This window comes from Bilifractor sp. HCP3S3_D3, assembly GCF_052063915.1.
Taxonomy (GTDB): Bacteria; Bacillota; Clostridia; order Lachnospirales; family Lachnospiraceae; genus Bilifractor.
Genome location: NZ_JBQHWP010000001.1, coordinates 155129 through 180248, shown reverse-complemented (window position 1 = coordinate 180248; position 25120 = coordinate 155129). Strand labels below are relative to the sequence as shown.

21 protein-coding genes and 1 pseudogene are annotated in these 25120 nt (G+C 49.9%); 14 read left to right on the top strand and 8 right to left on the bottom strand.

Annotated elements, in window-relative coordinates:
* The first annotated feature begins 61 nt into the window (after positions 1 to 61).
* Positions 62 to 1000, top strand: a complete 939-nt coding sequence (argC, locus tag ACTNDI_RS00755) for an N-acetyl-gamma-glutamyl-phosphate reductase (protein WP_441098844.1) — start codon at positions 62 to 64, stop codon at positions 998 to 1000.
* A 112-nt stretch (positions 1001 to 1112) separates the two neighbouring features.
* On the opposite strand, the gene ACTNDI_RS00750 is transcribed toward argC, so the two are convergent.
* Complete coding sequence (locus ACTNDI_RS00750) at positions 1113 to 1988, bottom strand: LysR family transcriptional regulator (RefSeq protein ID WP_441098843.1); 876 nt, start codon at positions 1986 to 1988, stop codon at positions 1113 to 1115.
* Positions 1989 to 2111: 123 nt separating this feature from the next.
* Between ACTNDI_RS00750 and thiE the strand changes: the two genes are divergently transcribed.
* From thiE to ACTNDI_RS00735, 3 genes and pseudogenes are all read left to right on the top strand, one after another.
* Positions 2112 to 2786, top strand: coding sequence for a thiamine phosphate synthase (gene thiE, locus ACTNDI_RS00745; protein ID WP_441098842.1), 675 nt, complete (start codon positions 2112 to 2114; stop codon positions 2784 to 2786).
* A gap of 1 nt (position 2787) precedes the next feature.
* The gene (locus ACTNDI_RS00740; RefSeq protein WP_441098841.1) at positions 2788 to 3765 is read left to right on the top strand and encodes a class I SAM-dependent methyltransferase; all 978 of its coding nucleotides are present in this window, start codon (positions 2788 to 2790) and stop codon (positions 3763 to 3765) included.
* Between the two features lie 11 nt (positions 3766 to 3776).
* Positions 3777 to 4133, top strand: a pseudogene (locus ACTNDI_RS00735) (C39 family peptidase); the annotation flags it as partial.
* A 42-nt stretch (positions 4134 to 4175) separates the two neighbouring features.
* On the opposite strand, the gene ACTNDI_RS00730 reads toward ACTNDI_RS00735, so the two are convergent.
* Both ACTNDI_RS00730 and ACTNDI_RS00725 read right to left on the bottom strand, forming a co-directional pair.
* The gene (locus tag ACTNDI_RS00730; protein WP_441098935.1) at positions 4176 to 4802 is read right to left on the bottom strand and encodes a YczE/YyaS/YitT family protein; all 627 of its coding nucleotides are present in this window, start codon (positions 4800 to 4802) and stop codon (positions 4176 to 4178) included.
* A gap of 151 nt (positions 4803 to 4953) precedes the next feature.
* Positions 4954 to 5961 (bottom strand): LacI family DNA-binding transcriptional regulator, encoded by a 1008-nt coding sequence (locus tag ACTNDI_RS00725; protein ID WP_441098840.1) that lies wholly within the window; start codon positions 5959 to 5961, stop codon positions 4954 to 4956.
* 326 nt (positions 5962 to 6287) lie between these two features.
* Here ACTNDI_RS00725 and ACTNDI_RS00720 point away from each other — a divergent pair, with 326 nt between their 5' ends.
* From ACTNDI_RS00720 to ACTNDI_RS00700, 5 genes are all read left to right on the top strand, one after another.
* On the top strand, positions 6288 to 7691 hold the full coding sequence (locus ACTNDI_RS00720) for an L-fucose/L-arabinose isomerase family protein (RefSeq protein WP_441098839.1): 1404 nt from the start codon (positions 6288 to 6290) through the stop codon (positions 7689 to 7691).
* A 2-nt stretch (positions 7692 to 7693) separates the two neighbouring features.
* Positions 7694 to 8524, top strand: a complete 831-nt coding sequence (locus ACTNDI_RS00715) for a transketolase (protein WP_441098838.1) — start codon at positions 7694 to 7696, stop codon at positions 8522 to 8524.
* On the top strand, positions 8517 to 9452 hold the full coding sequence (locus tag ACTNDI_RS00710; RefSeq protein ID WP_441098837.1) for a transketolase family protein: 936 nt from the start codon (positions 8517 to 8519) through the stop codon (positions 9450 to 9452). The genes ACTNDI_RS00715 and ACTNDI_RS00710 overlap by 8 nt, the downstream gene beginning before the upstream one ends.
* A gap of 13 nt (positions 9453 to 9465) precedes the next feature.
* Positions 9466 to 10953: an FGGY-family carbohydrate kinase gene (locus ACTNDI_RS00705; RefSeq protein ID WP_441098836.1), complete on the top strand. Its 1488-nt coding sequence runs from the start codon at positions 9466 to 9468 to the stop codon at positions 10951 to 10953.
* Positions 10954 to 11142: 189 nt separating this feature from the next.
* The gene (locus ACTNDI_RS00700) at positions 11143 to 13947 is read left to right on the top strand and encodes a family 78 glycoside hydrolase catalytic domain (RefSeq protein WP_441098835.1); all 2805 of its coding nucleotides are present in this window, start codon (positions 11143 to 11145) and stop codon (positions 13945 to 13947) included.
* 82 nt (positions 13948 to 14029) lie between these two features.
* Here the strand turns inward: ACTNDI_RS00700 and ACTNDI_RS00695 are convergent, their stop codons facing one another.
* Positions 14030 to 15592 carry an ASKHA domain-containing protein gene (locus ACTNDI_RS00695; RefSeq protein ID WP_441098834.1) on the bottom strand — a complete coding sequence of 521 codons (1563 nt, stop codon included), beginning with the start codon at positions 15590 to 15592 and terminating at the stop codon, positions 14030 to 14032.
* A gap of 357 nt (positions 15593 to 15949) precedes the next feature.
* Here ACTNDI_RS00695 and ACTNDI_RS00690 point away from each other — a divergent pair, with 357 nt between their 5' ends.
* From ACTNDI_RS00690 to ACTNDI_RS00675, 4 genes are all read left to right on the top strand, one after another.
* Positions 15950 to 16414 (top strand): DUF2798 domain-containing protein, encoded by a 465-nt coding sequence (locus ACTNDI_RS00690; RefSeq protein WP_441098833.1) that lies wholly within the window; start codon positions 15950 to 15952, stop codon positions 16412 to 16414.
* Positions 16415 to 16953: 539 nt separating this feature from the next.
* On the top strand, positions 16954 to 17475 hold the full coding sequence (locus ACTNDI_RS00685; protein WP_441098832.1) for a phosphatase PAP2 family protein: 522 nt from the start codon (positions 16954 to 16956) through the stop codon (positions 17473 to 17475).
* A gap of 110 nt (positions 17476 to 17585) precedes the next feature.
* The gene (locus tag ACTNDI_RS00680; RefSeq protein ID WP_441098831.1) at positions 17586 to 17912 is read left to right on the top strand and encodes a putative quinol monooxygenase; all 327 of its coding nucleotides are present in this window, start codon (positions 17586 to 17588) and stop codon (positions 17910 to 17912) included.
* A gap of 12 nt (positions 17913 to 17924) precedes the next feature.
* The gene (locus tag ACTNDI_RS00675; RefSeq protein WP_441098830.1) at positions 17925 to 18254 is read left to right on the top strand and encodes a hypothetical protein; all 330 of its coding nucleotides are present in this window, start codon (positions 17925 to 17927) and stop codon (positions 18252 to 18254) included.
* A 150-nt stretch (positions 18255 to 18404) separates the two neighbouring features.
* Here ACTNDI_RS00675 and ACTNDI_RS00670 read toward each other — a convergent pair whose 3' ends face one another.
* A complete protein-coding gene (locus ACTNDI_RS00670; RefSeq protein ID WP_441098829.1) occupies positions 18405 to 19352 on the bottom strand; it encodes a DMT family transporter in 948 nt (315 codons plus the stop codon).
* Between the two features lie 141 nt (positions 19353 to 19493).
* Here ACTNDI_RS00670 and ACTNDI_RS00665 point away from each other — a divergent pair, with 141 nt between their 5' ends.
* Positions 19494 to 20522, top strand: a complete 1029-nt coding sequence (locus ACTNDI_RS00665) for a Gfo/Idh/MocA family protein (RefSeq protein ID WP_441098828.1) — start codon at positions 19494 to 19496, stop codon at positions 20520 to 20522.
* A gap of 1210 nt (positions 20523 to 21732) precedes the next feature.
* Here ACTNDI_RS00665 and ACTNDI_RS00660 read toward each other — a convergent pair.
* From ACTNDI_RS00660 to ACTNDI_RS00650, 3 genes are all read right to left on the bottom strand, one after another.
* A complete protein-coding gene (locus ACTNDI_RS00660) occupies positions 21733 to 23661 on the bottom strand; it encodes an oxidoreductase (RefSeq protein WP_441098827.1) in 1929 nt (642 codons plus the stop codon).
* A 129-nt stretch (positions 23662 to 23790) separates the two neighbouring features.
* A complete protein-coding gene (locus ACTNDI_RS00655; protein ID WP_441098826.1) occupies positions 23791 to 24744 on the bottom strand; it encodes an alpha/beta hydrolase in 954 nt (317 codons plus the stop codon).
* A 127-nt stretch (positions 24745 to 24871) separates the two neighbouring features.
* Positions 24872 to 25006 (bottom strand): hypothetical protein, encoded by a 135-nt coding sequence (locus tag ACTNDI_RS00650; protein WP_441098825.1) that lies wholly within the window; start codon positions 25004 to 25006, stop codon positions 24872 to 24874.
* Positions 25007 to 25120 lie beyond the last annotated feature (114 nt).

The following is a 25120-nucleotide window of genomic DNA, read 5'->3' as shown; positions in this document are numbered from 1 at the left end:
CCGGATAAGGTAAACTCAGGCAGAAAAGATTCGGAAAGAAGAAGGACAGGAACAATTACAGATGAAGACGAAGGTATATATTGACGGACAGAGCGGAACAACGGGACTTCAGATCTACGACAGAATCGGAGCGCGGGATGATCTTGAGCTTCTGAGAATAGATGAAGACAAGAGACATGACATGGATGAGAGAAAGAAATTCCTGAATGCGGCGGACATTGTCTTCCTGTGTCTGCCGGACGCAGGCGCGGTCGAAGCGGTTTCTCTGATTGAAAACCCGGAGGTTCGTGTGATTGATGCTTCTACAGCACATCGGGTTGCGGAAGGCTGGACATATGGTTTCCCGGAGCTCTCAAAGGAACAGAGGGAGGCGATCCGGACCAGCAGGAGAGTGGCGAATCCGGGGTGTCATGCCACCGGGCTGATCGCAACGACGGCTCCGCTTGTAAGGATGGGAATACTGCCTGCGGACTATCCGGTCACCTGCTATTCCCTGACCGGATATTCCGGCGGGGGCAAAAAAATGATTGCGGAATATGAGGCGGAGAATCGCAGCAGGCTTTTGGATTCGCCCGGAATCTATGGCCTGAATCTGAGGCATAAGCATGTGCCGGAGATGCAGAAGATGACCGGCCTTCTCTATCCGCCGGTGTTCATGCCGGTTGTTGATGATTATTACAAGGGGATGGCAGGGACGATTATGCTTCAGAACCGTCTTCTTCCCGGAAAACCGTCTGCGGAGGAGATCTGCGAACGACTGCAGGAGTACTACCGGGATGAGCATTTCGTATCTGTTGTACCGTTTGGTCAGAATGACAGCAAGCTCTACGCCAATAAGCTGGCGGGAACCAATCGCCTGGAAATTGTCGTATGCGGACACGAGGAACAGACTTCAGTGACAGCGCTTTTCGATAATCTCGGAAAGGGTGCTTCCGGAGCTGCCGTTCAGAATATGAACATCATGCTGGGGCTTGACGAAGCCACGGGACTTGAGGACTGAGAAGAAAACGTTCCGAATTGACGCAGCAGGATGAACACAGTCCGGCAGAGCAGAAATGCGCAGCACCTGAGAAGAAAACGTCACGGATCGACAAAGCGGCGGAAGCGCGCATTTATTCGCTGCGGTATTTCAGATACTGGAGGAATTTCTTCATCGCGGCGGATGCGGTGCGGCTCTCCTTGAGAGCGATGCCGATTGTCCGGAAAGCGGGTGGATCCAGCGGTTTTATGACGACGTCGTATGGGATCCGTTTCAGGATCAGCCCCGGAAGGATTGCGATCCCGAGGCCTTGTTCAATCATAGCCATGATTGCATAATCGTCCCAGGTGGTGAAGCGGATCTCCGGGTGGAGATCATAGCGCTTCAGAATATCCGTGATCTCGGACTTTCCTCCCTTCTCCAGAAGCATGAAGGGTTCTTTTTCCAGCTCTTTTACCGGAAAGGCATCCAGTCCGGCGAGCGGATGGCCCTTTGGAAGGACAGCCATCAGGGGGTCTTTCGCCAGCTCCAGGGTGTCGAATTCCGGACGGGTGGGGAGGATGAGGAATCCACAGTCGACCCGGCGCTCATCGATCCATTTTTCCGTTTCCGAATAATCACCGAGGAGCATCTCATATTCAATGTTTGGATAATCTACCTGAAACTGTCGGATGATCCGGGGAAGCCACTGTGTTGCGACGCTGGAAAAGGTACCAATCCTTATCAGCCCCGTCTGTATTCCGTTCAGATCATCCACCTCCTCCTGAAGGCGGTAATATTCCCGGCAGAGACTCTGCGCGAAGGGAAGAAGACGTGTGCCGTCGGAGGTCAGGCTTACGCCGCTGCGGTCGCGCTCGAGAAGCGTGATTTTCCAGTCTTTTTCAAGATCCGAAATCATCCGGCTGATGCCGGACTGTGAATAACCGAGAGATTCCGCGGCTTTTGAAAAGCTGCCGAGCTCAACGGTTTTTACAAAAGAGAGATATTTCTGAAGATTTGCGTCAATCATATATCTGAAAACCTCATGCAGTTGTCAATAAGTATTATTTTTGATTATAGTTTGAAGCGATTCAGCGTGCAATCAATAATTTCATATGTCGCGTTTTATGCGCGACGGACAGGAGTCTGAAAAATGGGGAATTGGAATCAGGAGGAACTGAAGAAGGCACTTCAGCTGTATGCGGTGACAGACCGGCACTGGCTGAACGGACGCCGTCTGGCGGATGATGTTGAGCGTGCGCTGAGAGGCGGCGCAACCTTTATACAGCTTCGGGAGAAGGATGACATGAAGCTTGAGCACGATGCTTTCCTGAAGGAGGCGGCAGAGATCAAGGCGCTCTGCAGGAGGTATAAGGTGCCTTTTGTCATTGATGATGATGTGGACTTGGCTCTGGAAATCGGAGCGGACGGGGTGCATGTCGGACAGAGTGACATGGAGACGGGTCTGGTGCGGAGCAGACTCGGGAAGGATCGCATCATCGGTGTTTCCACGCAGACTGTGGAGGAAGCACTCCTGGCGGAGAGCCGCGGAGCGGATTATCTCGGGGTCGGCGCGGTGTTTCCGACAGGCTCCAAGGCGGATGCTTCAGAAGTGAGTATGGATGCGTTACGGGCAATCTGCAAGGCGGTTTCGATCCCGGTCGTCGCCATCGGCGGGATTACGGAAGAAAATGTCATGGAGCTGGCAGGCAGCGGAATTGTTGGTATTTCGGTCATCTCCGCTATTTTTTCGAAAGAGGATGTGGAAGGCGCGGCGAGAGCACTGAAAAGCCGTACAATCCGGATGCTTGGGCTGTCAGGGGATTAAGATGGCAGAGAGCATTCATATTCTGGATACAGGGGTTGCCTTCGAAGAGAAAAGCCGAAAGCTTCTGGAACATCTGAAGGCACAGGGGCTGCAGGCAGATATCCGGGGAGAAATAAACGGAGAGGCGCGAAAAGCGGAAAACAGAGACGGACATAATGGCAGGTACGAAGACAAGCAAAAAGGCAGGCTGAACGACAAGCATAAGGAAGGCGGACTGGAAGCCAGGCATAAGGACGAATACAGAGCTGAACGCCAGGAGGATAAAAAGGAAAAGCTCAAAGAGGAACACAAGAGGGAGAAGAATGAGCTTTATCTCAGATATGATGAGAAGGGTCTAACATTGACTGACGGGAAAATTCAGATGCGGGGAGATTTTTCGGATATGCTGCCCCGCCTTCGGTATGACAATCTTACGCATGAACTTCTGGTGAAGGCTGCGAGAATGAAGGACATGAACAGGGGGCCGGGCAGACACCCGGTGATTCTGGATGCAACCGCAGGCATGGGAGAGGATTCCCTTCTTCTTGCTGCCGCGGGATTTGAAGTGGAGATGTATGAGCAGAATCCGGTGATTGCAGCACTTCTGGCAGATTGTCTGGAGCGTGCGGGGAAAAATCCGGCGCTGACAGAGATCATATGCAGGATGCACCTGCATGAGGGAGACAGCATAGAGGCTCTGAAGAACCTGAAGGATTTTCCGGATGTCATCTATCTGGATCCGATGTTCCCGGAGAGACAGAAGAGCGCCCTGGTCAAGAAAAAGTTTCAGCTGCTCCATCAACTGGAGATGCCCTGTCAGGATGAAGAGGTACTCCTGAAGGCGGCAGTCGGTGCCCGTCCCTTTAAGGTGGTAGTGAAGAGACCCCTGAAGGGACCAAATCTGGCCGGTATGAAGCCGGGGTATTCACTGACCGGAAAGGCCATTCGATACGATTGTTTCGTTTTTCCGGAAAATGAAGTCCGTAATGCAGAGGGGTAAAATCTGAGCAGATGACAGATCAGGGAAATGAGGAGATATATCGGTGCAGAAGAGCGGACAAATACTCTATTTATTACCGCGTTCATGTTCAGAAGCTTGGATGGCTCGGCTGGACAAAAAATGGAGCTGATGCCGGTTCAACCGGGTGCGCTTACCGGATTGAGGTTTTGCAGATCCGAATGCGGATAAAGGGAAGCTCAGCTCCTGGCAGTATGGCAAATGCATATATTAAAGATCAGGTACATCTGAATGTTCCCTGTGTTATGCAGAACCCGGAACTGCCGACCGGATGTGAATCCGCGGCGCTCACGAATCTTCTGAAATACCATGGATTTTCCCTTGGCAAAACAACAATCGCAGATCATTATATGCCGTACGGAACAAATATTGCTATTAGAAAGTCTTTATTATTATCTGGAACCGTAGCGCATAGGTTCTGCCACCTTCTTGTTAAAGAAAGCAATCAGGGGCCCCATGAAGAAAGCGGTGACCAGCGTTCCGATTCCGATCACGCCGCCCAGAAGGCCGCCGATCACAACGCAGATCAGGTCCGTCAGAATCCGGATGTATTTGAACTTCCACCCGGTGTGGCGCTCAGAAAGAGTAATGGCAACTGCGTCGTAGGTGGAAACTCCGAGATCGGCGGTAAAGTACATGGCCGAGGCAAAACACATGATAACGACGCCCAGGATCAGTGAGATGATTCTGAGGGCCAGGTTCGGGTCGGGATTCATCTTGTTCAGAAGGAATTCCATAAATTCCGCAAAATAACCGACAAGAAAAAGGTTGATTACGGTTCCTATGCCGATTTTTCTCCGGTTCCAGAAGAAAATGACAACCAGAAGAATGGCATTCAGAATAGCATAATAGGTGCCGAAGTCAAGCGGCACTGCCCGTCGCACGGCATTCCACGTGCCGTGCGCAAAAACCTGAAAAGGATCCACTCCCATATCTGAATAAACAAACATCCCGACGGACAGACCGGCGACACACACGCCGATTACTGCCATCAGAACCCTTCTTGGAAATTCTTTCATAACTACGGCTCCTGCTTCTGTAAATGATTCTCTTTTTAAAAATACCTTTGTTGCTGGTTCTAAGTATAGGATAGGCGAAATGAATCTGCAACAGAATAAAAAAGAGATCCCAACAATAATTGATGATCCGGCTGCTGTTCAAGGAAACCCCTCAGGCGGAATCGCGGGAGACGATGCTGGTCGAAATCTCCGTTTTCACGGTGTGCGGAACCGGATAGCTGATCTGCCGGATCAGCTGCCGGACGGCGGTCTGCCCCATGAACAGCCGGGGAATATCGATCGTGGTCAGCGCGGGCTCCACAATCTGTCCCTCGCGTATATTATCAAAACCGATGACAGGAATGTCCTCGGGAACCCTGATATGACGAGCCTGCAGCGCCTTTATCACGCCGATGGCGATCAGATCGTTATCGGCAAAATAACAGCCGGCAAGAGCTGCGTGGGTGTCAATCAGATCCAGCATATCACGCATCGCCCCTTCAATCGTGGGGGACAATTCATGAATAACGGAATTGCCGACAGACATTCCGTGCTCTCGAACAGCCCTTTTAAATCCTACATCTCTCTCAAAAAAATTTTGAATAGAATAGGAAGACTTCAGGTGGCCTGGCTGGCAGTGGTAGTTGTCAATCAGATAATTCGTCGCAAGGTAAGCTCCCTGCGCATTGTTGATCAGAATACTGCTGCAGTCGATGGTTTCAAAGTAAGAGTCCAGGAGAACCATCGGGATATTCAGATGAAGAAACTTCAGGCAGACTTCTGACGAGATTTCCGTGCCGAGCAGAATAATCCCCGAACAGCCGGAGCCGCGGAGCTCCTCCGCAATCCGCGCAAAGTCATCGGTCTGTTCATACAGCTGAAGAGTACGAAGATGGTAGCCATTATCGCGGCATCCCTGTTCGATTCCATCGGTCAGCTCCGTAAAGATCGGCGAATAATTCAGAATCGCATTATTCGCCCGGTAAATGACGCAGCAGATATCGCCATGACCGGCGGTCTTTGCAGATTGTCTGGAAAAATCATAGCCGGCAGCCTCTGCGGCACGGACAATCCGCGCTCTTGTCGCGGTGCTGACTCCCGGTTTATTGTTCAAAGCCATTGATACAGCTGCGGGGCTTACACCAAGCTGTCTGGCAAGTTCCTTTGCGGTGACGGACATCCCTCATTCTCCTGTAAATACTGTAAATGATCTGTGAAGTAAAAATTCAGAAAGGCTGGCTGTACACAAACACAAGGTGATTGCAGAAGCTGAAATTTTCATCGCATAGAAATGCAATCCAAAAACCAGTGGTTTGCAGGTACATGCAGAACCATCCTCCTGATATTGTAATGCATTTCTCTGGATACTGAAAGATCTCCGGAAAATTAAGCCGATAATTTAGTAAAATTCACTTAATAATATGTGTTGATTCAGCTGATGCACGTCTATAATTTTGATTAAGAAATTGCAGTATATAGTGGGAATATTGTGAAAGGGAGGATTCCATGGAGACAATTAAAATCGGCTTTGCGCCGACCAGAAGATCGATTTTCAGTGCACCGGACGCGATTAAGTTCGCGAACTTAACCAGACAGAAGCTGAAGGAGCTGAATGTTTCATTTACAGACATCACGGACATTAACGAGGAGGGGCTGCTGTATCAGGAGAGCGACCGGATCCGGATTGCGGAAAAGTTCAAAAAGGAAAAGGTAGACGGCCTGTTTCTGCCGCACGCAAATTTCGGAACCGAATATGAGTGCGCCAGACTGGCAAAGGAATTAAATGTTCCGGTTTTGCTCTGGGGACCGAGAGATGAACGGCCGGAGCCGGATGGAATGCGGCTTCGTGATTCTCAGTGCGGCCTTTTCGCGACGGGGAAGGTACTGCGAAGATTCCGGGTGCCGTTTACCTACATGACAAACTGCAGGCTTGACGACCCGGAGTTCGCACGGGGGATCACTGATTTTCTGAAGGTCTGCAATGTGGTGAAGAAATTCCGGAATCTCCGGATTCTGCAGCTTGGACCGCGTCCCTTTGATTTCTGGTCGACGATGTGCAATGAGGGAGAGCTGCTTGAGAAGTTTAATATCCAGCTGGCGCCGGTTCCGCTGCCTGAGCTGACGGCTGAGCTGAATCGGGTAAAGGCTGAGGAGACGGAGGAGGTTCAGGAGGTCATCCGTTACTGTCAGGAGAATATGAACTGCCAGATCAAGCCGGAATTACTGGAGAATGTCGCTGCACTGAAGATTGCTATGAAGAACCTTGCAGATCTGTACGGATGCAGCGCCATCGCGATTCAGTGCTGGAATGCGCTTCAGGGGGAGATTGGCATCATGCCCTGCGCGGCCAATTCCCTTCTGAATGAGGAAGGACTTCCGGTCGTCTGTGAGACCGATATTCACGGAGCGATCACACAGGTGATGGCAGAGGCTGCCACCTTAAATGAGAAGAGGGGACTCTTCGCGGACTGGACCGTGAGACATCCGGACAATGAGAACGGAGAGCTTCTTCAGCACTGCGGTCCATGGCCGATTTCTGTGGCAAAGGAAAAACCGTCGATCTGCGTTCCTGTGGCCTTTCCATATAACGGAGCCGTTTCGGCGGAGGCGAAGCACGGCAATCTGACGCTTACCAGATTTGACGGGGACAACGGAGAATACTCTCTGTTGCTCGGTCATGCCAGGGGAATCGACGGCCCGTATACAAAGGGAACCTATCTCTGGGTTGAGGTAGAGAATTTGAAGAGACTCGAGGCAAAGCTGGTCGAAGGACCATACATTCATCACTGCGTCGCCATTCACGAGGATGTAGTGCCGGTCCTTTATGAGGCATGCAAATATCTGGGGATTCAGCCGGATTTTTATGATCCCATTGAAGAAGATGTGAAAGCATATCTGAGAGGAGAATAATCGTGAAAAATCTGAAGTATCTATCCTACAAGCTGAGAGAGGACTGCGTAAACATCATCATGGCGGGCGGAGGCGGACATATCGGAGGCGACATGTCCGTCATGGAGATCCTGACAGATCTGTACTTCCGGCAGATGAACATTTCTCCGGAGAACCAGGATGATCCGGAACGGGATCTTTTTATCCTGAGCAAGGGGCACTCGATGGAAGCGTATTATGCCGTGCTTTGCGAGAAGGGATTTCTGAGTCTGGATGAAGTGACCGCGAAGTTTTCCAAATTCGGTTCTCCGTACATCGGACACCCGAACAACAAGCTCCCGGGAATCGAGATGAATTCGGGTTCACTCGGGCATGGGCTTCCGGTGGCTGTCGGCATGGCGCTTGCGGTGAAGATGGATAGAAAGCCAAACCGTGTATATGTAGTGACCGGAGACGGAGAGCTTGCCGAGGGATCAAACTGGGAAGGCGCGATGTCCGCCGCGATGTATGGACTGGACAATCTCGTGTGGATCGTCGACCGGAACCGGCTCCAGATTTCAGGCGGCACAGAGGATGTCATGGCACTCGAGGATCTGAAGAAGAAGGTGGAATCCTTCGGCTGGAAGGTACTGACGGCAGACGGGAATGATATCGATGCGCTGGACGGGGCGTTTGAGAAAGCAAGGCAGACAAAGGGCTGTCCGACATGTATCATCGCAAATACAATAAAAGGAAAAGGCTCACCCGTCATGGAAAATAAGGCGGGGTGGCATCATCATCTGCCGACGGAGACTGAGTATGCGTCAATCATGAAAGATCTTGAAGAAAGGAAGGAGGCGCTGGCAAATGAATAAAATATCAAATCGCAAGGTCATCTGTGACGTACTGATGGAAGAAGCAAAAACAGATAAAGACATTGTGGTGCTCTGCAGCGATTCCAGGGGCTCTGCCTCGATGACACCTTTCTTTGAGGCTTATCCCAGTCAGTCGGTAGAAGCAGGAATTGCGGAGCAGGATCTGGTGGGAATTGCGGCAGGTCTTGCGAAAATGGGGAAAAAGCCTTTTGCAGCATCTCCGGCATCCTTCCTGACGACGAGAAGCTATGAACAGTGCAAGGTAGACTGCGCCTATTCCGATACGAATGTAAAGCTGATCGGTATCTCAGGAGGTGTCAGCTACGGGGCACTTGGGATGAGCCATCATTCAGCACAGGATATAGCGGCGATGAGCGCCATCCCGAATATGCGGGTATACCTGCCAAGTGACAGGCATCAGACAGGTAAGCTGGTGAAGGCTCTTCTGCGGGACAACAAGTGTGCCTACATCCGCGTGGGACGTAACCCGGTCGAAGATGTTTACACAGCAGAGAATTGTCCCTTCACGATGGATCGTGCAACCTGGATCCGAAAAGGAAGCGATGTTGCGATCATTGCATGCGGGGAGATGGTGCGTCCGGCTGTGGACGCGGCAGAACTTCTGGAAGCAGAAGGCATTCACGCAACCGTTCTGGATATGTATTGTGTGAAGCCACTGGATAAAAAGGCAATTATTGAAGCGGCACGAAACGCAAAGGCAGTGATTTCTGTTGAAGAACACTCACCCTTCGGCGGCCTCGGTTCCATGGTGGCGCAGGTGGTCGGGGAAAACTGCCCCCGGAAAACGGTTACGATGGCGCTTCCGGATGCCCCTGTGATTACAGGAACCTCCGCACAGGTTTTTGCGTATTACGGGCTTACCGGGGAGGGAATTGCAAAAACAGCGCGTGAATTGCTGAAGCAATAATCGGAGTGCAGGTATGGGCAGATATATTCTCGCAGTCGATCAGAGTACACAGGGTACCAAGGGACTGCTTTTTAACGAATCAGGAGAACTTTCTGTGCGTGCGGACCGGCCGCATGCGCAGATTATCAATGAAAAGGGCTGGGTAGAGCATAATCCGGAGGAAATTTTCCGAAACACCTGTGCGGTTTGCAGGGATGTTATTGAGAAGGCCGGGATTCTGCCGGAAGAAATCGCAGCCTTAGGCATTTCAAATCAGAGAGAGACAGCTCTCGCATGGAACAGGAAGACGGGAAAACCCGTCTGCAACGCGATTGTATGGCAGTGTGCACGGGCAGCAGAGATCTGCGCGCGGCATGAGAGGATGGGGGAAGCAGAACAAATCCGTCAGAAGACGGGACTGCCTCTGTCTCCGTATTTTCCTGCCGCGAAGCTTGAGTGGATCATGGAAAACGTTCCGGAGGCAGACAGGCTTGCGCGGGAAGATAACCTGGCAGTGGGTACGATTGACAGCTGGCTGGTATATAATCTGACAGGAGGAGCAGAACACAAGACTGACTGCTCGAATGCCTCGAGAACGCAGCTGTTTAATCTGGAAACACTGAGCTGGGATGAAGAGCTGCTGGAAATCTTTGGAATTCCGGAAAGTGCCATGCCACAGGTGGTTATGTCGGATTCAATGTTCGGCATGACTGACTTGGATGGAGCTCTGCCAAAGAAAATACCCATCCACGGGGTGCTCGGGGACAGCCATGCGGCGCTGTTCGGACAGAACTGCCGGAAGAAAGGAGAACTGAAGGCAACCTATGGGACCGGAAGCTCCGTAATGATGAATACCGGTGAAACCCGTTACCGAAGTCAGCATGGACTGGTGACTTCTCTTGCATGGGGAATCGGTGGCCAGGTCGAGTATGTGCTGGAGGGAAATCTGAATTATACCGGAGCATCGATCTCCTGGCTGAAGGATCAGATGAAAATGATTTCATCCGCATCAGAGACGGAAGCGCTTGCGTCAGCGGCAAATCCAAGGGATCGTGCTTATTTTGTACCTGCGTTTACTGGTCTTGGAGCCCCTTACTGGGACCCGGAGGCGACCGGACTTCTGACGGGTATTACGCGCACTACCGGGCGCAAAGAAGTAGTAAAGGCATGTCTGGAAAGCATTGCCTACCAGATCACGGATCTGATTGAGATAATGCGTGAAGAGACCGAAGATCCTGTGCGGACGCTCCATGTAGACGGCGGCCCGACAGGAAACCGCTATCTGATGCAGTTTCAGGCGGACCTGGCAGATACCTGCGTGCTGGTTCCCGGCCTGCAGGAATTGTCCGGCATGGGAGCCGCCTACCTGACGGGAATCTCCTGCGGACTCTATCCGGAGAAATCGATCTTTGACCACATCCGGACGACATCATATCAGAGAAAGATGGAAGAAAGCGAAAGAGTTCACAGATACAGGGGATGGAAGGCGGCGATCGACAAGGCGCTGAGGCATGATTTCTGACAGAATCTATGGAGATGTAATTACGAATATGATATTTCCATGTGATATCATCCGGTTTATGATTATTGTATTATTATCCGCTGCAGTCCAGTCATTTGAGCTGTATTTCAGCTGTGTCTTATCTGGATACCGGCGCCTTGCGGTCCGGTCTATCCATGCTGATATAAGGTCGAGAAAGTGGAGGAATTTATGAAAATCACACATATGAAGGTAAACCATCTGGTGAACCCGATCGGATACGAGCTCGATCATCCGACGGTGTCATTTGTGACCGAGGATACTTCCGGGAAGAAACAGAAGAATGCGCGCGTGCTGCTTGCAGCAGACCCGGATTTCAGGAACATTCTGCATGATAGTGGTTATCGGGAGGATCTTAGCAGCTTAGCCTATGAACTTCCGGTTTCCCTGGAACCGGAGAACCGCTATTACTGGAAGGCGTTTGTGAACGCTGACAACGGGGATTCTGCAGAAAGCGAAGCTGCCTGGTTCGAAACTGCGATGAGGGGACCGTGGAAGGCAGAGTGGATCACCCCGGATGCAGATAAAAGCCTTCAGGTATGTGTTTTTCGAGATGTTGAAATTACAAAACCTCTCGCGAAAGCTCGTCTTTATCTGACGGGGCTCGGCCTCTATGAAGTATATATCAATGAGGAAAAACTGGGAGAAGAATGTCTGATGCCTGGTTTCTGTGATTATGATGCCTGGATTCCCTATCAGACGATGATCCCGGATCTCCGGCAGGGACATAACCGGATTGAAATCATGCTTGGCGACGGGTGGTATAAAGGCTGGTATGGTCTTAGAAAGAATCATGAAGTGTATGGCGACCGTCTTGCGTGCATCGCTGAGCTGAAGCTTTTTTATGAAGACGGTTCAGAAGATATCATCTGTACAGATGATAACTGGAAAGCACACAGGAGTCCGGTAATTGAAAGTGGAATCTATCCCGGTGAAGTATATGAGCCCGGGATCGATCGCAGTGAGGTACTGAATACCAGAAAAATTGACATTGATAAATCAAAACTCAGGCCCCGTCTCGATCCAAGGATAATCATTCAGAAAAAGATCCGTCCTGTCGCATTAATTCATACCCCCGCCGGGGAAACGGTGCTGGACATGGGACAAAATATGGTTGGATGGCTCGGCTTCCACTGTGCTGCCCCGGCGGGAACGCGGATTCGGTTCCAGTTTGGAGAGATTTTACAGGAAGGTAATTTTTATCGCGACAATCTGCGTACAGCGCTGGCTGAATTTACTTATGTATCCGATGGCACGGAGCGTACGGTACGGCAGCATTTTACATTTTATGGATTCCGTTATGTAAAGATTACAGGCTGGCCGGGTGAGCCGAATCCGGATGATTTTCGCGGACTCGTGATTTATTCTGAGATGGAGGAACTCAGCCAGATCAAAACATCAAATCCTCTGGTCAACAAGCTATTTGAAAATACAAGATGGGGTATGCGGGGAAATTTCCTGGATGTTCCCACCGATTGCCCGCAGCGGGATGAAAGATATGGATGGACCGGTGACGCGCAGATCTTCTCAGGTACAGCATGCTTCAATATGGATACCTATGCATTTTACACAAAATACGGGTATGATCTGGCTTGTGAACAGGAACGACTGAACGGGGCAGTGCCGGATGTTGTTCCTACGGCAGGCTATACCGGTACAATTTCCACTGCCTGGGGAGAAGCTGCAACCATCATTCCCTGGAATGTATATCTTCATTTCGGGGACAAAGGTATTCTGCGAAGACAATTTTCAAGTATGCGCGGGTGGGTCGATTACATGAAGAGTCAGGATGACGCCAACGGCTCCCGACGGCTCTGGCAGAGCGGTTTTCATTATGGAGACTGGCTTGCACTGGACGGAAATGTAGAAGGCGGAGTCTTTGGAGGGACGGATCCGTTTCTGATCTCCTCTGCGTATTATTACTACTCGACAAGAATTGTTGCGAAAACAGCCGAAATCCTGGGATATGAGGAGGACGCAGGGAAGTATTCGACATTGGCCAATGAAATCCGGGACGCTTTCATCCGGGAATATTTTTCACCGACAGGACGGCTCTGCGTGGATACAATGACGGCATATGTAGTTGTCCTCTATATGGGACTGACGCCGGAACATGCGGTTGATAAAGTGTGTGCGGGTCTTCTAAACAAACTTGCCCGCAATCGTTATCATCTGGAAACTGGTTTTGTCGGGACGCCTTATCTGATGCGTGTACTGTCAGAATATGGCATGTATAATTATGCGTATCACCTGCTTTTGGAAGAGGGATTTCCCGGATGGCTGTATGAGGTTCTGATGGGGGCTACCACGATCTGGGAGCGTTGGAATTCCGTGCTGCCGGATGGCAGGATCAGCGGAACGGAAATGAATTCCCTGAATCATTATTCCTATGGCTCAGTGGTGGAGTGGATGTTCCGGAATATGATCGGTATCAATCCGGACGAAAAATATGCTGGTTATAGAAGGTTCAAGCTTGCTCCGAAGCCGGATTATTCGATACCGCAGGCAGAAGGATTCCTGCGTTCCGCCTCGGGACTCATCCGCAGTGGGTACCAGTTGCGGCAGGGGAAACTTACCATTGAGGCAGAGGTTCCGTTTAATACAGAGGCAGAAATACAGCTTCCGGATGCTTGTGTTGATGAGATCCGGAATATTGCTTCAGACATGGATGGTATTATCGGCATCAGACAGGAGGATAGTGATGTGGTGCTTATCGTTCTCGCCGGAACGTATTCGTTTACTTATCGGCCGACAAAACCATATCGTAAGATCTACAGTCTGGATTCACTGATGAGTGATTTGAATGAGAATCCGAAGACAAAGGCGATTCTCGATGAGTACTTCTATTCAGAATATAAGGCAATTCCGTTTGAAAAAGAACTTTTTACGTTACGTCAGATGCTGAACGGGCCTTTCACCTACCTGCCCTATGATATGCAGGAGAAAATAGACCGGTTACTGCGTGAGGTGGAATAGACGGAAAATAGAATGATCCGAAGCACAGAACGACCCGTTTCATGGACGGGTCGTTCTGCAGCTTCAGATGATGTTCATATATTCAGTTGTTCTGCAGTTCCCTGTGAGCTTCCCTCTCCCTCAGCTTTTTCATGACGCTCGGATATCTTCTCCCGTCCGTGTGCGGGAGGGCGGAAGCCGCCTGCATCATCTCCACAAAATTATCGACTGCGCCGAACTGCACGTATGACATGAGATCCAGAATGCGATCGATATCCGTCAGAAGATCCTTGTTCAGGAGAAGCTTTGATGCGCCCTCAAGCGAGGTATTGCCGACAGGGCAGATGCGGTCGCGCTCAACGTCGGGATACATGCCGATGTTAATCGCGGATTCCTTGTGTATATGTGCGCCGAAGGCACCTGCCATGTAGAACGTATCGATGTCTTCAAGGCGGATGCCGGAAGCGTGCAGCATGTACTCGATCATCGTAGCGGCAGCGGCTTTTGTGTTGATGAACTCCCGGATGTCGCTCTGATAGAAATAAAGACCGGAGGAATAGCAGACAGCAGCTTCCTCCATTCCGGTGTCCGGGTTCTTTTGGATAGAGATGAGGCTGCTCTTCTCGGGCTGCAGTACGCCCTGCAGGTTGATCCAGCCGTTTAGAAACAGCTCGGAGAGAAGATCCACGATGCCGGAGCCGCAGATACCGGCGGGGACTTTATTATCGATGGTTTTCAGATGAAATTCCCCGTTCGCAAGCGACACGCTTTCCACGGCTCCCGGCGCGGCGCGCATACCGGTGTGAACAACGCCACCCTCCAGAGCGGGACCCGCGGCGCCGGCTCCACAGAGCAGAAAGCTGCGGTTTCCGACGGCGAGCTCTCCGTTCGTTCCGACATCGAAGAACAGGGAGATTTTGTCTTCCTCATATATACCGGTCGCAAGGATGCCGCTGATGATATCTCCGCCGAGATAATTGGCCTTGCCTGGCACACAGTACACATAGCCGGCGATTGGAAGATCAAGATCCGTTGCGCGGAGAAATCCCGGCGCGTCGGAGCGGACGGCATAGGGGGTCTGGAAGATGCAGAAGGGGTCGAGGCCGATGAGGAAATGAATCATTGTCATATTGCCGGATACCACCATCGCGAGATATTCTGACGGCGAGATTCCGGTCTTATCATGAAGCGAGGACATGAGATCGGTCAGAGTTCTTATCGTCGCTCTGCGGATTTCGTCAAGATGTTCCGGGTTGTCCTTTGCGTAGAAGATGCGGGTGAGGATATCCTCGCCGAAGGCGATCTGCCGGTTGTATGCGCTGGCCTCTTCAATGGTTTCGCCGGATTTGCAGTTCAGCACGCGCATGTAAACGGAGGTACTCCCGAGATCGACCGCGAGTCCGTAATGGCTCTTCTCCGTGTCTCCGGCCTCCAGATACAGAATCTCCCACAGTGTTCCGTTCCAACCGAGAGAGACAGTGACTTTCCAGCCTGCATTCTCACACAGAGGGTATAGCTGACGGAGAGCAGCGGCAGAGAATGATGCGGAAATGCCCTCCTCGTTCAGAGCATCCAGAATGCGTGCCTGGGAGGAACGGCAGTCTTCCTCAGAGGGCGGATTCATTTTCAGAAAAATCTTTCGGCTCAGACCAGATATCGGTTTCATAGATAATATCCTTTCGTTTGCTGCAGGCGGAAATCCGCTGCTTTTCGGCTGTGGGCAGTTGCTGTCGTCTCCTTTAACCATAGGAGTAAGATTGAGCTATTATAACGCGGAGAATGATTTTATGCAAAAAAATACACAAGGGGAAGTCAAAAAACCTTACATAACGGGGAATCAAAAAACATTTGCGTAACGAGAAAACAAAAAATTTACATAACGAGAGATCAAAAAAGCTTTACACGACGGGGAAGAATATGCTATGATGAGCAGGTTAATTTAAGAATACGGTTTAATTGGAAACGCACACTCTCTTCAGTGATAACGAACAACACGTCATATATCGGAAGGAGTGTCTTTTTTATGCCCGAAAACAAGTTCGAAAATTTCATTTTTACTGTGATCATGGCTTTTATTATGGTCTACGCGATGATCTGCTACAACATTTCTCTGAATATCGGCGGGATGAGAGACGCCGTGTTCGGAATGGCCTTCGGGGAGCTCAGGATTATGTGGCCGGTGGCAATTGTGCTGGAAATGTTTGTGATGGAAAAACCTGTGATGTATCTGACAGGCAGAGTCATCTCGGATAATATGCCGCCCTTTTTCATTCTGCTGATCCGCTGCTCTCTGACCGTGTGCCTCATGTGCCCGGCGATGAGCCTGGTCGCGACGATTTTATTCAAAGATTTTCATGAGGCCGGATTCATCGGTGTATGGCTGCAGACAGCCGCAATGAACTTCCCCATGGCGCTCGCGTGGCAGATCTTTTTCGGCGGTCCGTTGGGAAGACTTATATTCCGCAAATTGTTCCGGAAGAAATCCTGAAAAACGGTAAAAACGGAACATGCCGCGAGGCAGTTCATTATCATTTTCCGGAAATACACCGGCTGTACACCAGGACAGTATCAGATCCGTTTCCGGGAGATGGAAATGAATGACAATTTCTGACAGCAATCGTATAGCCTGAATATAAAATGACAGGAAGCCCGGGTGGTAATGCCCGGGCTTCCTGTCGTTCTTAGGAAGGAGAAAACTGATCTTTTCGATCAGAAATATGAAAAAGAAACGTCTGTGCTGGTCGTTTCTACATTTTTGATACTACTCTGAATTTGTGATAAAGATTTGCTCAGTCTATGAACATTCTGTGGCCCCGAAAGAAGCATCCCGTCTGCCGGGGAGGCGCAGACGAAAGAAGACTGGTCAGAGAGAGACCCTTTCATTCCGTCAATTCCCGTATTGTTTACATGTGCTGACTTTAAAAATACACATTCAGCATTTATAATGAAGCTATTGCAGGAGGAGAAGCCGGAGAGAAGAACTTTTTTCCGGATATCCGGCTATCAATAAACGGGGAGGGAAAATGCATGGAAAAATTGAGACAGGCAGACCGTGACATCCTGCTCTGGATTCAGAACAATTTCAGAAACAGATATGCAACGGTTTTCTGGAAGATTATGACCGCACTGGGCAACCTCGGAATATTCTGGTTCGCGGTCTGTGCGGTCATGTGGTTTATGCCGCAGTACAAAAGGACAGCTGAGACAGCACTGGCATCTCTTGCGGCCTCTGCCGTCATAATCAGCCTGGTTTTGAAGCCGATCTTTCACAGGGTTCGTCCGTATGACACGCATGAGGTCCTGATTCCGCTGATCCCTCATCCGAAGGATCTTTCATTTCCATCCGGCCATACCGCTGCCTCCTTTTCGTGCGCAGTTGTATTTATGCTTAGACTTCCGGCACCTGCGGGAATCCTCTTCCTTGTACTTGCCGCGCTCATCGCGTTTTCCAGAATCTATCTTGGCGTACATTACCCGACCGATGTCGCTGCGGGCGCCGGAGTCGGTATTCTCTGCGCGGTATGCTGTGCGTGGCTGATACCCGTATAAATAAGATATGCGGCTATTAGGAGCAATACCACAGCCAGGAGCAATACCGTTTCGTGTATGACGTGGAGCTGACGTATGTGAAGCGGGACACGGAATGAAGGAGACAATTTATGGATATTACAGTAAATTTACGATACACAGGCATAGACGGCAGTGCACTCGCATTTGCCCGTGAAATGATGGAGAGCGGCACGGTGGAGAAGATCCGTGCCGAGGAAGGAAACCTGCGCTACGAGTATTACCAGTCGCTTGACGATTCGGAGACAGTCCTGCTGATTGACAGCTGGCGCGACCAGAAAGCAATCGACGCGCACCATGCTTCACCGATGATGCAGACCATCGCAAAGCTTCGTGAGAAGTACGATCTGCATATGACCGTGGAGAGGTATGTCAGTGCGGAAACACCGGAGTCAGAGGACAAGTTCATACGAAAATAAGAGGTGGTTTGGATGCTGATTGATTTTAATGAGCTGCAGGAAATGACAATTCCGGGAATGAATAACGGTACAGGAACTATGACTGCACGGATGTATAACGACGACAGATACCGCATCATTCCGACGACACTTCATCCGGGCGGCAGCATCGGCGAGCATACGCAGGATTCAGGCGACGATATGAATTACATTCTGTCCGGACAGGGGAAGCTTCCCGTGGATCACATCACGGTTGCACCCAAGAACCACATGGATCTGGCCAGAAAGGGAATGATGCAGTATCTGGATCAGCTGGGCTATCAGATACCGGTGGGGCTGTCACGCCTGAAGCTGAGGTATTGATAATATTGCCTTCCGCAATAAGCATAGCGTTTTACTATTACTTCCGCATGAACCGGAAACGTGTTACAGAGGGCTTTATCCTGAACTGATTTTATTCCGGACAAACAGGTTTGTCCGGGTTCTGAATCGCCTTTAGAGGCGGAAATCAGCTCAGCTCCGGACATGACCGGAGGTTTTCCGGCGGCTGAACAGCATGCCGCCCAGCAGGCACAGCAGGACGCCGACAATGATGAAGGCGGATCCGGCGGCGAAGGAAAGACCGACGGTTTCGTGGAAGAAGATCACACCCATGATGGTGGAGGTCAGGGGCTGAATCGGGTAGAGTGCCGAGCAGTTGCTTGCCGGAAGGACAGCGAGTCCCTGATTCCACAGAATATAGGCGATGCCGGTGCATAAAATTCCGAGATATAATAAGCTGGCAATCACACCTCCGGTGATGTGAATCGTTGAATGGGTCACAGCGTGTTCGATCAGCGCGAAGACGAATTCACAAACAGCCGCCACTCCAATGGCATTTCTGGTGATGACGAGCGGATTGTATTTCGCAAGACCCTGACGGGTAAGAACGGAGACGAGAGACCACAGAAGAACAGAGGCAATCGACATCAGTATGCCCGGGAGATTGATGTTTCCGCCGGTTCCCAGGATCAGATAGACGCCGAATACCGCCATAAGGATTCCGATGATCTTGCTTCCGGTGAGCTTCTCATGAAGAATCGGTACTGCCATAAGAGATATGGTAACCGGGCACATAGAATTGATCAGCGAAGCCATTGATGAGCCTGCGTACTTGGTGCCCATCAGCTGGATGCCGACGCCGATTGCATAGCCGAATACGCCCATCAGAATGACGTATTTCCACCCTTGCCCGTCAATCCTGGTACTTCGTCCCTGTTCATCCGTCCTGTCGGCATTCCATTTCCGGCTTCCGGTCTTCACGATGATACTCAGGGCAGCAAAGGCAATCGTAAAACGGCAGAACATGACGGCAAAGGTCGGCATATATTGCAGAACGACCGAACTAACCACGTAAAGACTCCCCCACAATACAAACACAAAGATAAGGCCCAGATAGGCGACAGTATTTTTTTTCAACATAATTCCTCCTCATGATTTCACAGACCTTTATCTTAGCACAACGAAAACAGAACGGAGCGTCTTTCTTTATGTTTTATTTTCTTTTACTTGTGGATGGAGATACTAATGGGCGGTATTTGATGGAGATATGGAGAGATAGATATGAAGCTGGCGATAATTGGAACCGGAAAAATAGTACAGGAAGCTCTTTATGCAATAGATTCTTTGCGCAGCATTGATACCCGGGCCATCTTCGGAAGACCGCACAGCCGGGAGAAGGCGCGAAGTCTCGCGGATCAATACAGGATACCGGAGGTTTATACCGATTACGAAATGCTCCTGGAACAGTCAGACGCGGATACGGTATACATCGGTCTGATCAACAGTGTACACTATGCTTACGCGAAGGAGGCATTGTTTCACGGGAAGAACGTGATTCTGGAAAAACCGTTTGTCCTTGAGAGCAGTCAGGCGGAGGAACTGCGCGATCTGGCCAGGGAGAAAAATCGAATCATTTTGGAGGCTGTCACTGTGCTGCACAGCGCTGTCTTCCGGAAAATGCGGGAATGTCTTCCCGGTATTGGGGCCCCAAAGCTTGTCCTATGTAATTATTCTCAGTATTCCCGCAGCTATGATGCGTATCTGAACGGTGTGATTGCTCCCGTGTTTGACCCGGCGCAGTACGGCGGGGCAGTGAACGATCTCGGGGTATATACGATTCACTACTGTGTCGGCCTGTTCGGAATGCCGGAGGATGCGGAGTATTTCCCAAACAGGGGCTATAACGGGGTGGACACTTCCGGAGTTCTTGTCCTGACGTATCCCGGCTTCATCTGTGTATGCGCGTCGGCAAAAGACTCGGACAGCCCGGGTTTCATCAGTGTCCAGGGAGAAAAGGGATGGATGCGTGCAGACGGGAAGCCGAACGTACCGGAAAAGCTGACGATTCAGACGCTTGATCAGGGAAATCCGTCGGTCAGTACAGATGCGGCGGGCGCGACTGTGCGGAAATCCATTGTAAAGGATTATTTACCGCCTGCAGTCCGGCACCGTATGACGCAGGAATTTGCGGACTTTGCGGAGATTATTGACGGGAGAGAGAATGCGGTAGCGGACGAACTGATGGAGGAAACCATTCAGGTGGTGAAGGTCCTTGAGATGGCAGGCATGCAGGATCACATGCGTTCATGATCCAGAATGTCGCTTGTCCGCATTGTTGTGCAAATACCCTGCAGGATCATGTGCGCTCATGATCCGGAATACCTTCGGCAACTGGAGAACGCTGTGCAAGCGATGCTGCGTCTGGCGGATAAAACAAAAACCAGAAGTTGCATTTATAATACATCAAATAAAATCAGAATAAAATTTAACAAACAGTGAGTTATGAAAAACATGGAGATTTGTCGAAAGACTTCAAATAACGCGCGAAAACAACAATACTTTGGTTACGCGGTCAGAGAAAAATCAATTTAATTCATATTAAAATAAACAATATTGATACTATAATAAAAGCAAGAAACACTAATTCAGTATTTAGTGAAAGGAGTCATGATGAAAGATTCTCCGTTGAAGGTTTTGGCTTCTAAAACCATAATTCTTAGCATATTGGGTTTAAGTACTCTTCCGTTTCTTTCAATAATTGTCCAGTATATTGACTCAGTAACTGGATTTAGTTTAGGGAGCGGTTATTATACCAATAATATAGATTATATCTTTGAAAGCCCTCTGGTTTATATTGGAGTTGTTCTTTGCATTAATATCGTCTTAGCAATGATTTATTTAATACATTGTTACATAAAAGAAAAGCAAGATGACTCAGAATGAAAGTAAGCGGTTAATCGTCAGTACCTGTTGAACTCGGCTGATTTTTGAGATAATCAAGTGTAAGCGGTAAACAGCCAGTACCTTATTAAAAAATACAGCTGCCATTTCTGGCAGCTGCAAGTTATCGTATGCCGAGAAGAATATCAGCCAAGGTGAAAGAGCAGAGAAGAATGCAAATGAAAAATATATATAAATCCCAATTATGATTGGATATTGGGAGAAAGGAAAATATAATTGGGAGTAGAGATCTTCTCCCAACGGCAGAGAATATCTCCCAAAACAATAAATGAAATGGGCGATAAATATTCGCCTTGGGAGAAAGGAGAACTTATCATTGCGAAAATTTGATTATTCTTATCCTGCAGATAGAACTTGCATGCTATTTTTGAGAATGGTGGAGAAGATGCCATCTGCAACAGGTGAATTCCTGCGGCAGGTGGCATTTTTTATCTCTTACAATGGGTGCTTGCCGGGATGCAGGAAACTCTCTTTCATGAGTTTGAGCTGACGGATGAATTCGTCACCTGGGCTGAACATCTGTTTCCGTCTTCCCGCTGGGAGGAATTTCAGTCTATCATTAGATGAGAATACCAGCCTCATAGCCTTCCTGGATTCCCCTGTATCCATTCTTCGCACGCTCATGGCAGTCTCCGACAGATACGATTGTAAAATCGCAGTCAGTTAAGGACTCTTCCAGGACTGTATTTGCACGGACACCAATAGCGATAACTACCGTGTCAACATCCGTGATCTCAGAACAGGATTCGTCTTTCTTGTACACGACGCCGTGTTCCTTCACTTCCTGCACCGCAGCAGAGGTAAGCACCTTTACTCCATGCTCCGCCATTCTCTTTTTCAGGTAATAGGTAGGAGCCGGTTCGCCATCCTTCACGATCTGCGGAAGCATTTCTACAATCGTCACGTCCCCGCAGCCATGCTCAGCCAGATAATCCGCTGTCTCTGCTCCTACAAGTCCGCCTCCGATCACAACGACCTTGTTGCCGGCTTCTGCTTCTCCCCTGAGTACCTTCTGCGCGACAACGCCATATTCCCGCAGGCCTTTGATCGGCGGCATGGCAGGATTTGACCCTGTCGCAAGAATGACGGCATCCGGCTTCATCTTTTCTAATATATCTTTGGTGACATCAACATGAAAACGTACTTCCACGCCAAGCTTTTCCAGCATGTGCTTCTGCCAGACAATGAAAGACGAGAAATCCCCTTTTGCCATCGGAATGGAAGCTGCGATCCACTGACCGCCAAGTTCTCCCGATTTTTCCAGGAGTGTAACGTGGTGTCCTCTGCCTGCGGCTGCGATTGCTGCTTCACAGCCGGAAACTCCGCCGCCAACGACCACAACCTTTTTCGGCTCTGCAGCAGGGGAAACATCATATACGTCTTCCATGCCGGTGAGAGGATTTACAAGACAGCGGATCGGATGCCCCTGCTCATGTTCCCCGGCGCATCCCTGGACACAGCCGATACAATGAAGGATGGAAGCAAAGTCACCACGGCGTGCTTTCTCCGGCATTTCGGGATCTGCAAGGGAAGCCCTTCCCATTGTGCAAAGATCAGCACTTCCGGATGCAAGGATGCTTTCCGCAAGCAGCGGGTCATTGATCCGGCCGACTGCGATGACCGGGATATCTACGACCGTTTTCAATGCGGCTGCGTGATGAGCAAAGCCTCCGACAGGAACCGGCGCGGGCGGAATGATGATATGTCCGGTCGCAAATACGCCTTGTGAACAATGGATACAGTCCGCACCGGCATCCTCTATCAGCCTTGCGATCAGTTTCGATTCTTCTATTTCCAGTCCGCCCGGAACATATTCTTCCGAACTCATGCGATAGAAGATGGGGAAATCTTCGCCTGCCGCTAAACGGATCGCCTGTATGATCTCCCGTGGGAATCTTGTCCGGTTCTCTGTGGTACCGCCATATTCATCACAGCGTTTGTTGGAAAAAGGCGAAACAAACTGGTTGATCAGATATCCATGGGCACCGTGAACCTCAACCCCGTCAAAACCGGCTGCCTTTGCCCGCAATGCGGCACCTACAAACGCCTTCTCAAGATCATGGATCTCATCAATGCTCATTTCACGCGGCGCTTCAGGCATTGTCGGATCTTTGATCGCTGAAGGAGCGATCGGCTGTACACCGGTGATCCGGCTGGATGTTTCTCTTCCGGCATGATAGATCTGCGCAATGGTCTTTGCACCTGCCTTGTGAATCCGATCCGTAAACACTCTCCACGGTTCTACCTGTCTGTCTTCCCAAAGTCCGGCCAGTGTTTTCGATGCCCCCGCAGTCCTTGTAACGGCAAAATCCTCTGTGATGATGATCCCATATCCGCCCTTTGCCTTGTGTTCATGATAGGCCATAAATTTTTCTGTCGGCGTTCCGTCTTCATTACAGTAATTCGTAACCATTGCGGAGACCACCATACGGTTTTTAAACTCCGTTTTGTTGATCGTGATCGGTTCAAAGATTTTCGTCAGTTTCATAATGCCCTCCATCAAATAGTTTATTAGCAGCCGATATCGTCGATATTACAAGCACCTGGCGTATTGCCCTTTTTCTTGGTAATATTCAGATTTCTTTCTAAATTATTCGGAATAATCGCACTTCTTGATTTACAGCCCAAGAAGCGGTCTGACCCATTCAGCATAGCGCTCTATTGCAGCATCAGCATCTTTACAGTTGCCCGCCAGCTGATGAAAACCATGCTGCATATGGCCGACAATATCAACCCTGACATCAACGCCGGAATCATGAGCCGTGTCAGCCACAATCACTGCCTCGTCAACCATATTCTCATCTCCGCCTACCTGGATATAAACCGGAGGAAAGCCTTTCATCGTTTTCAGATACATAGGGGCAAGATGCGGATCTTCAATATCTGTCCCTGCATTCTTCAAGACATTTCCATATGCCTGAATGGAGCTTCTCGGATTCAGGGCATCCTTATCGTTCGTCTCATACCTTGGCGTGGTTCCCATAAGGTCGAACCAAGGGCAGATTGGCATGACTGCAGCCAGCATCGGAAGCCCTTCTTCAAGAATCGTCAAAGTTGTAGACACCGAGAGGGCGCCACCACAAGAGTCCCCCGTAATGGCAATATGCTCCGGCTTGTACCCGCTCTTGAGAAGCCACTTATACACAGTTACGACATCCTCCAATGGTGCCGGCCATTTATTCTCCGGGGTGTTGCGGTAGTTGACCAACAGTCCCCGGCATCCAATTTTTTTCGCCATGTGTGCATACGCCTTCCTGTGGGAGTACATGCTTCCATAGGTATAGCCGCCGCCGTGGCAGCAGATCAGTATCCTGTCATCCGAGCGTTCTTTCGGCAGCGCCCACATACATGTCACTCCGTCTGCGTCAAACTCAATATAATCGACTTCCCTCGGTTCCGCGCCTAAATCTCCCCATTTTTCAAAAAGTCTTCTGCCCTCTTCCAAAGTGCAGTCTGGCTCCTCCAATGAGGTCCGCAGGGTAGTGTAGTACTGTATAAACTCCTTTGCGGCCTTGCTCTGCGAATCCATATCCGGGATATAGTTTACATAAGGCTTCTCATTCATTTTCATATTCCATCCTTTCTTTGTATGACATTTATATATCAAATGACAACGAAACAAATGCCGTTATCATCCGTTTCAACACAAGCATCTTCGGCACACATAGATTTTCCGGCCGGTTCTGTCTTTCTTCCTGTTACAGGCTCCTCATATTTTTCCGGTGATTCTGGAGCCGCTCTTCACCGGCCTTTTCTATCGTATTGCGAAGCTTCTCAAGTATCGCATCCTTGTCATCCGGCAGGCATCCGAACACGGGTGCCATATTTGACACATTCGTGGCATCCAGAATGGTGTTGATTTCAAGTGCCCCAACAAAACATCCGGAATCCCGGATCTACTGAAGGCCCTCCCGTATCTCACTCTCCGGAGATACGGAAAACGGTGC

What these genes read in the sequence shown, in the direction of transcription:
- argC (WP_441098844.1), top strand. Translation starts at nt 62, where the DNA reads ATGAAGACGAAGGTATATATTGACGGACAGAGCGGAACAACGGGACTT.
- ACTNDI_RS00750 (WP_441098843.1), bottom strand. Translation starts at nt 1,988, where the DNA reads ATGATTGACGCAAATCTTCAGAAATATCTCTCTTTTGTAAAAACCGTT.
- thiE (WP_441098842.1), top strand. Translation starts at nt 2,112, where the DNA reads ATGGGGAATTGGAATCAGGAGGAACTGAAGAAGGCACTTCAGCTGTAT.
- ACTNDI_RS00740 (WP_441098841.1), top strand. Translation starts at nt 2,788, where the DNA reads ATGGCAGAGAGCATTCATATTCTGGATACAGGGGTTGCCTTCGAAGAG.
- ACTNDI_RS00730 (WP_441098935.1), bottom strand. Translation starts at nt 4,802, where the DNA reads ATGAAAGAATTTCCAAGAAGGGTTCTGATGGCAGTAATCGGCGTGTGT.
- ACTNDI_RS00725 (WP_441098840.1), bottom strand. Translation starts at nt 5,961, where the DNA reads ATGTCCGTCACCGCAAAGGAACTTGCCAGACAGCTTGGTGTAAGCCCC.
- ACTNDI_RS00720 (WP_441098839.1), top strand. Translation starts at nt 6,288, where the DNA reads ATGGAGACAATTAAAATCGGCTTTGCGCCGACCAGAAGATCGATTTTC.
- ACTNDI_RS00710 (WP_441098837.1), top strand. Translation starts at nt 8,517, where the DNA reads ATGAATAAAATATCAAATCGCAAGGTCATCTGTGACGTACTGATGGAA.
- ACTNDI_RS00705 (WP_441098836.1), top strand. Translation starts at nt 9,466, where the DNA reads ATGGGCAGATATATTCTCGCAGTCGATCAGAGTACACAGGGTACCAAG.
- ACTNDI_RS00700 (WP_441098835.1), top strand. Translation starts at nt 11,143, where the DNA reads ATGAAAATCACACATATGAAGGTAAACCATCTGGTGAACCCGATCGGA.
- ACTNDI_RS00695 (WP_441098834.1), bottom strand. Translation starts at nt 15,592, where the DNA reads ATGAAACCGATATCTGGTCTGAGCCGAAAGATTTTTCTGAAAATGAAT.
- ACTNDI_RS00690 (WP_441098833.1), top strand. Translation starts at nt 15,950, where the DNA reads ATGCCCGAAAACAAGTTCGAAAATTTCATTTTTACTGTGATCATGGCT.
- ACTNDI_RS00685 (WP_441098832.1), top strand. Translation starts at nt 16,954, where the DNA reads ATGGAAAAATTGAGACAGGCAGACCGTGACATCCTGCTCTGGATTCAG.
- ACTNDI_RS00680 (WP_441098831.1), top strand. Translation starts at nt 17,586, where the DNA reads ATGGATATTACAGTAAATTTACGATACACAGGCATAGACGGCAGTGCA.
- ACTNDI_RS00675 (WP_441098830.1), top strand. Translation starts at nt 17,925, where the DNA reads ATGCTGATTGATTTTAATGAGCTGCAGGAAATGACAATTCCGGGAATG.
- ACTNDI_RS00670 (WP_441098829.1), bottom strand. Translation starts at nt 19,352, where the DNA reads ATGTTGAAAAAAAATACTGTCGCCTATCTGGGCCTTATCTTTGTGTTT.
- ACTNDI_RS00665 (WP_441098828.1), top strand. Translation starts at nt 19,494, where the DNA reads ATGAAGCTGGCGATAATTGGAACCGGAAAAATAGTACAGGAAGCTCTT.
- ACTNDI_RS00660 (WP_441098827.1), bottom strand. Translation starts at nt 23,661, where the DNA reads ATGAAACTGACGAAAATCTTTGAACCGATCACGATCAACAAAACGGAG.
- ACTNDI_RS00655 (WP_441098826.1), bottom strand. Translation starts at nt 24,744, where the DNA reads ATGAAAATGAATGAGAAGCCTTATGTAAACTATATCCCGGATATGGAT.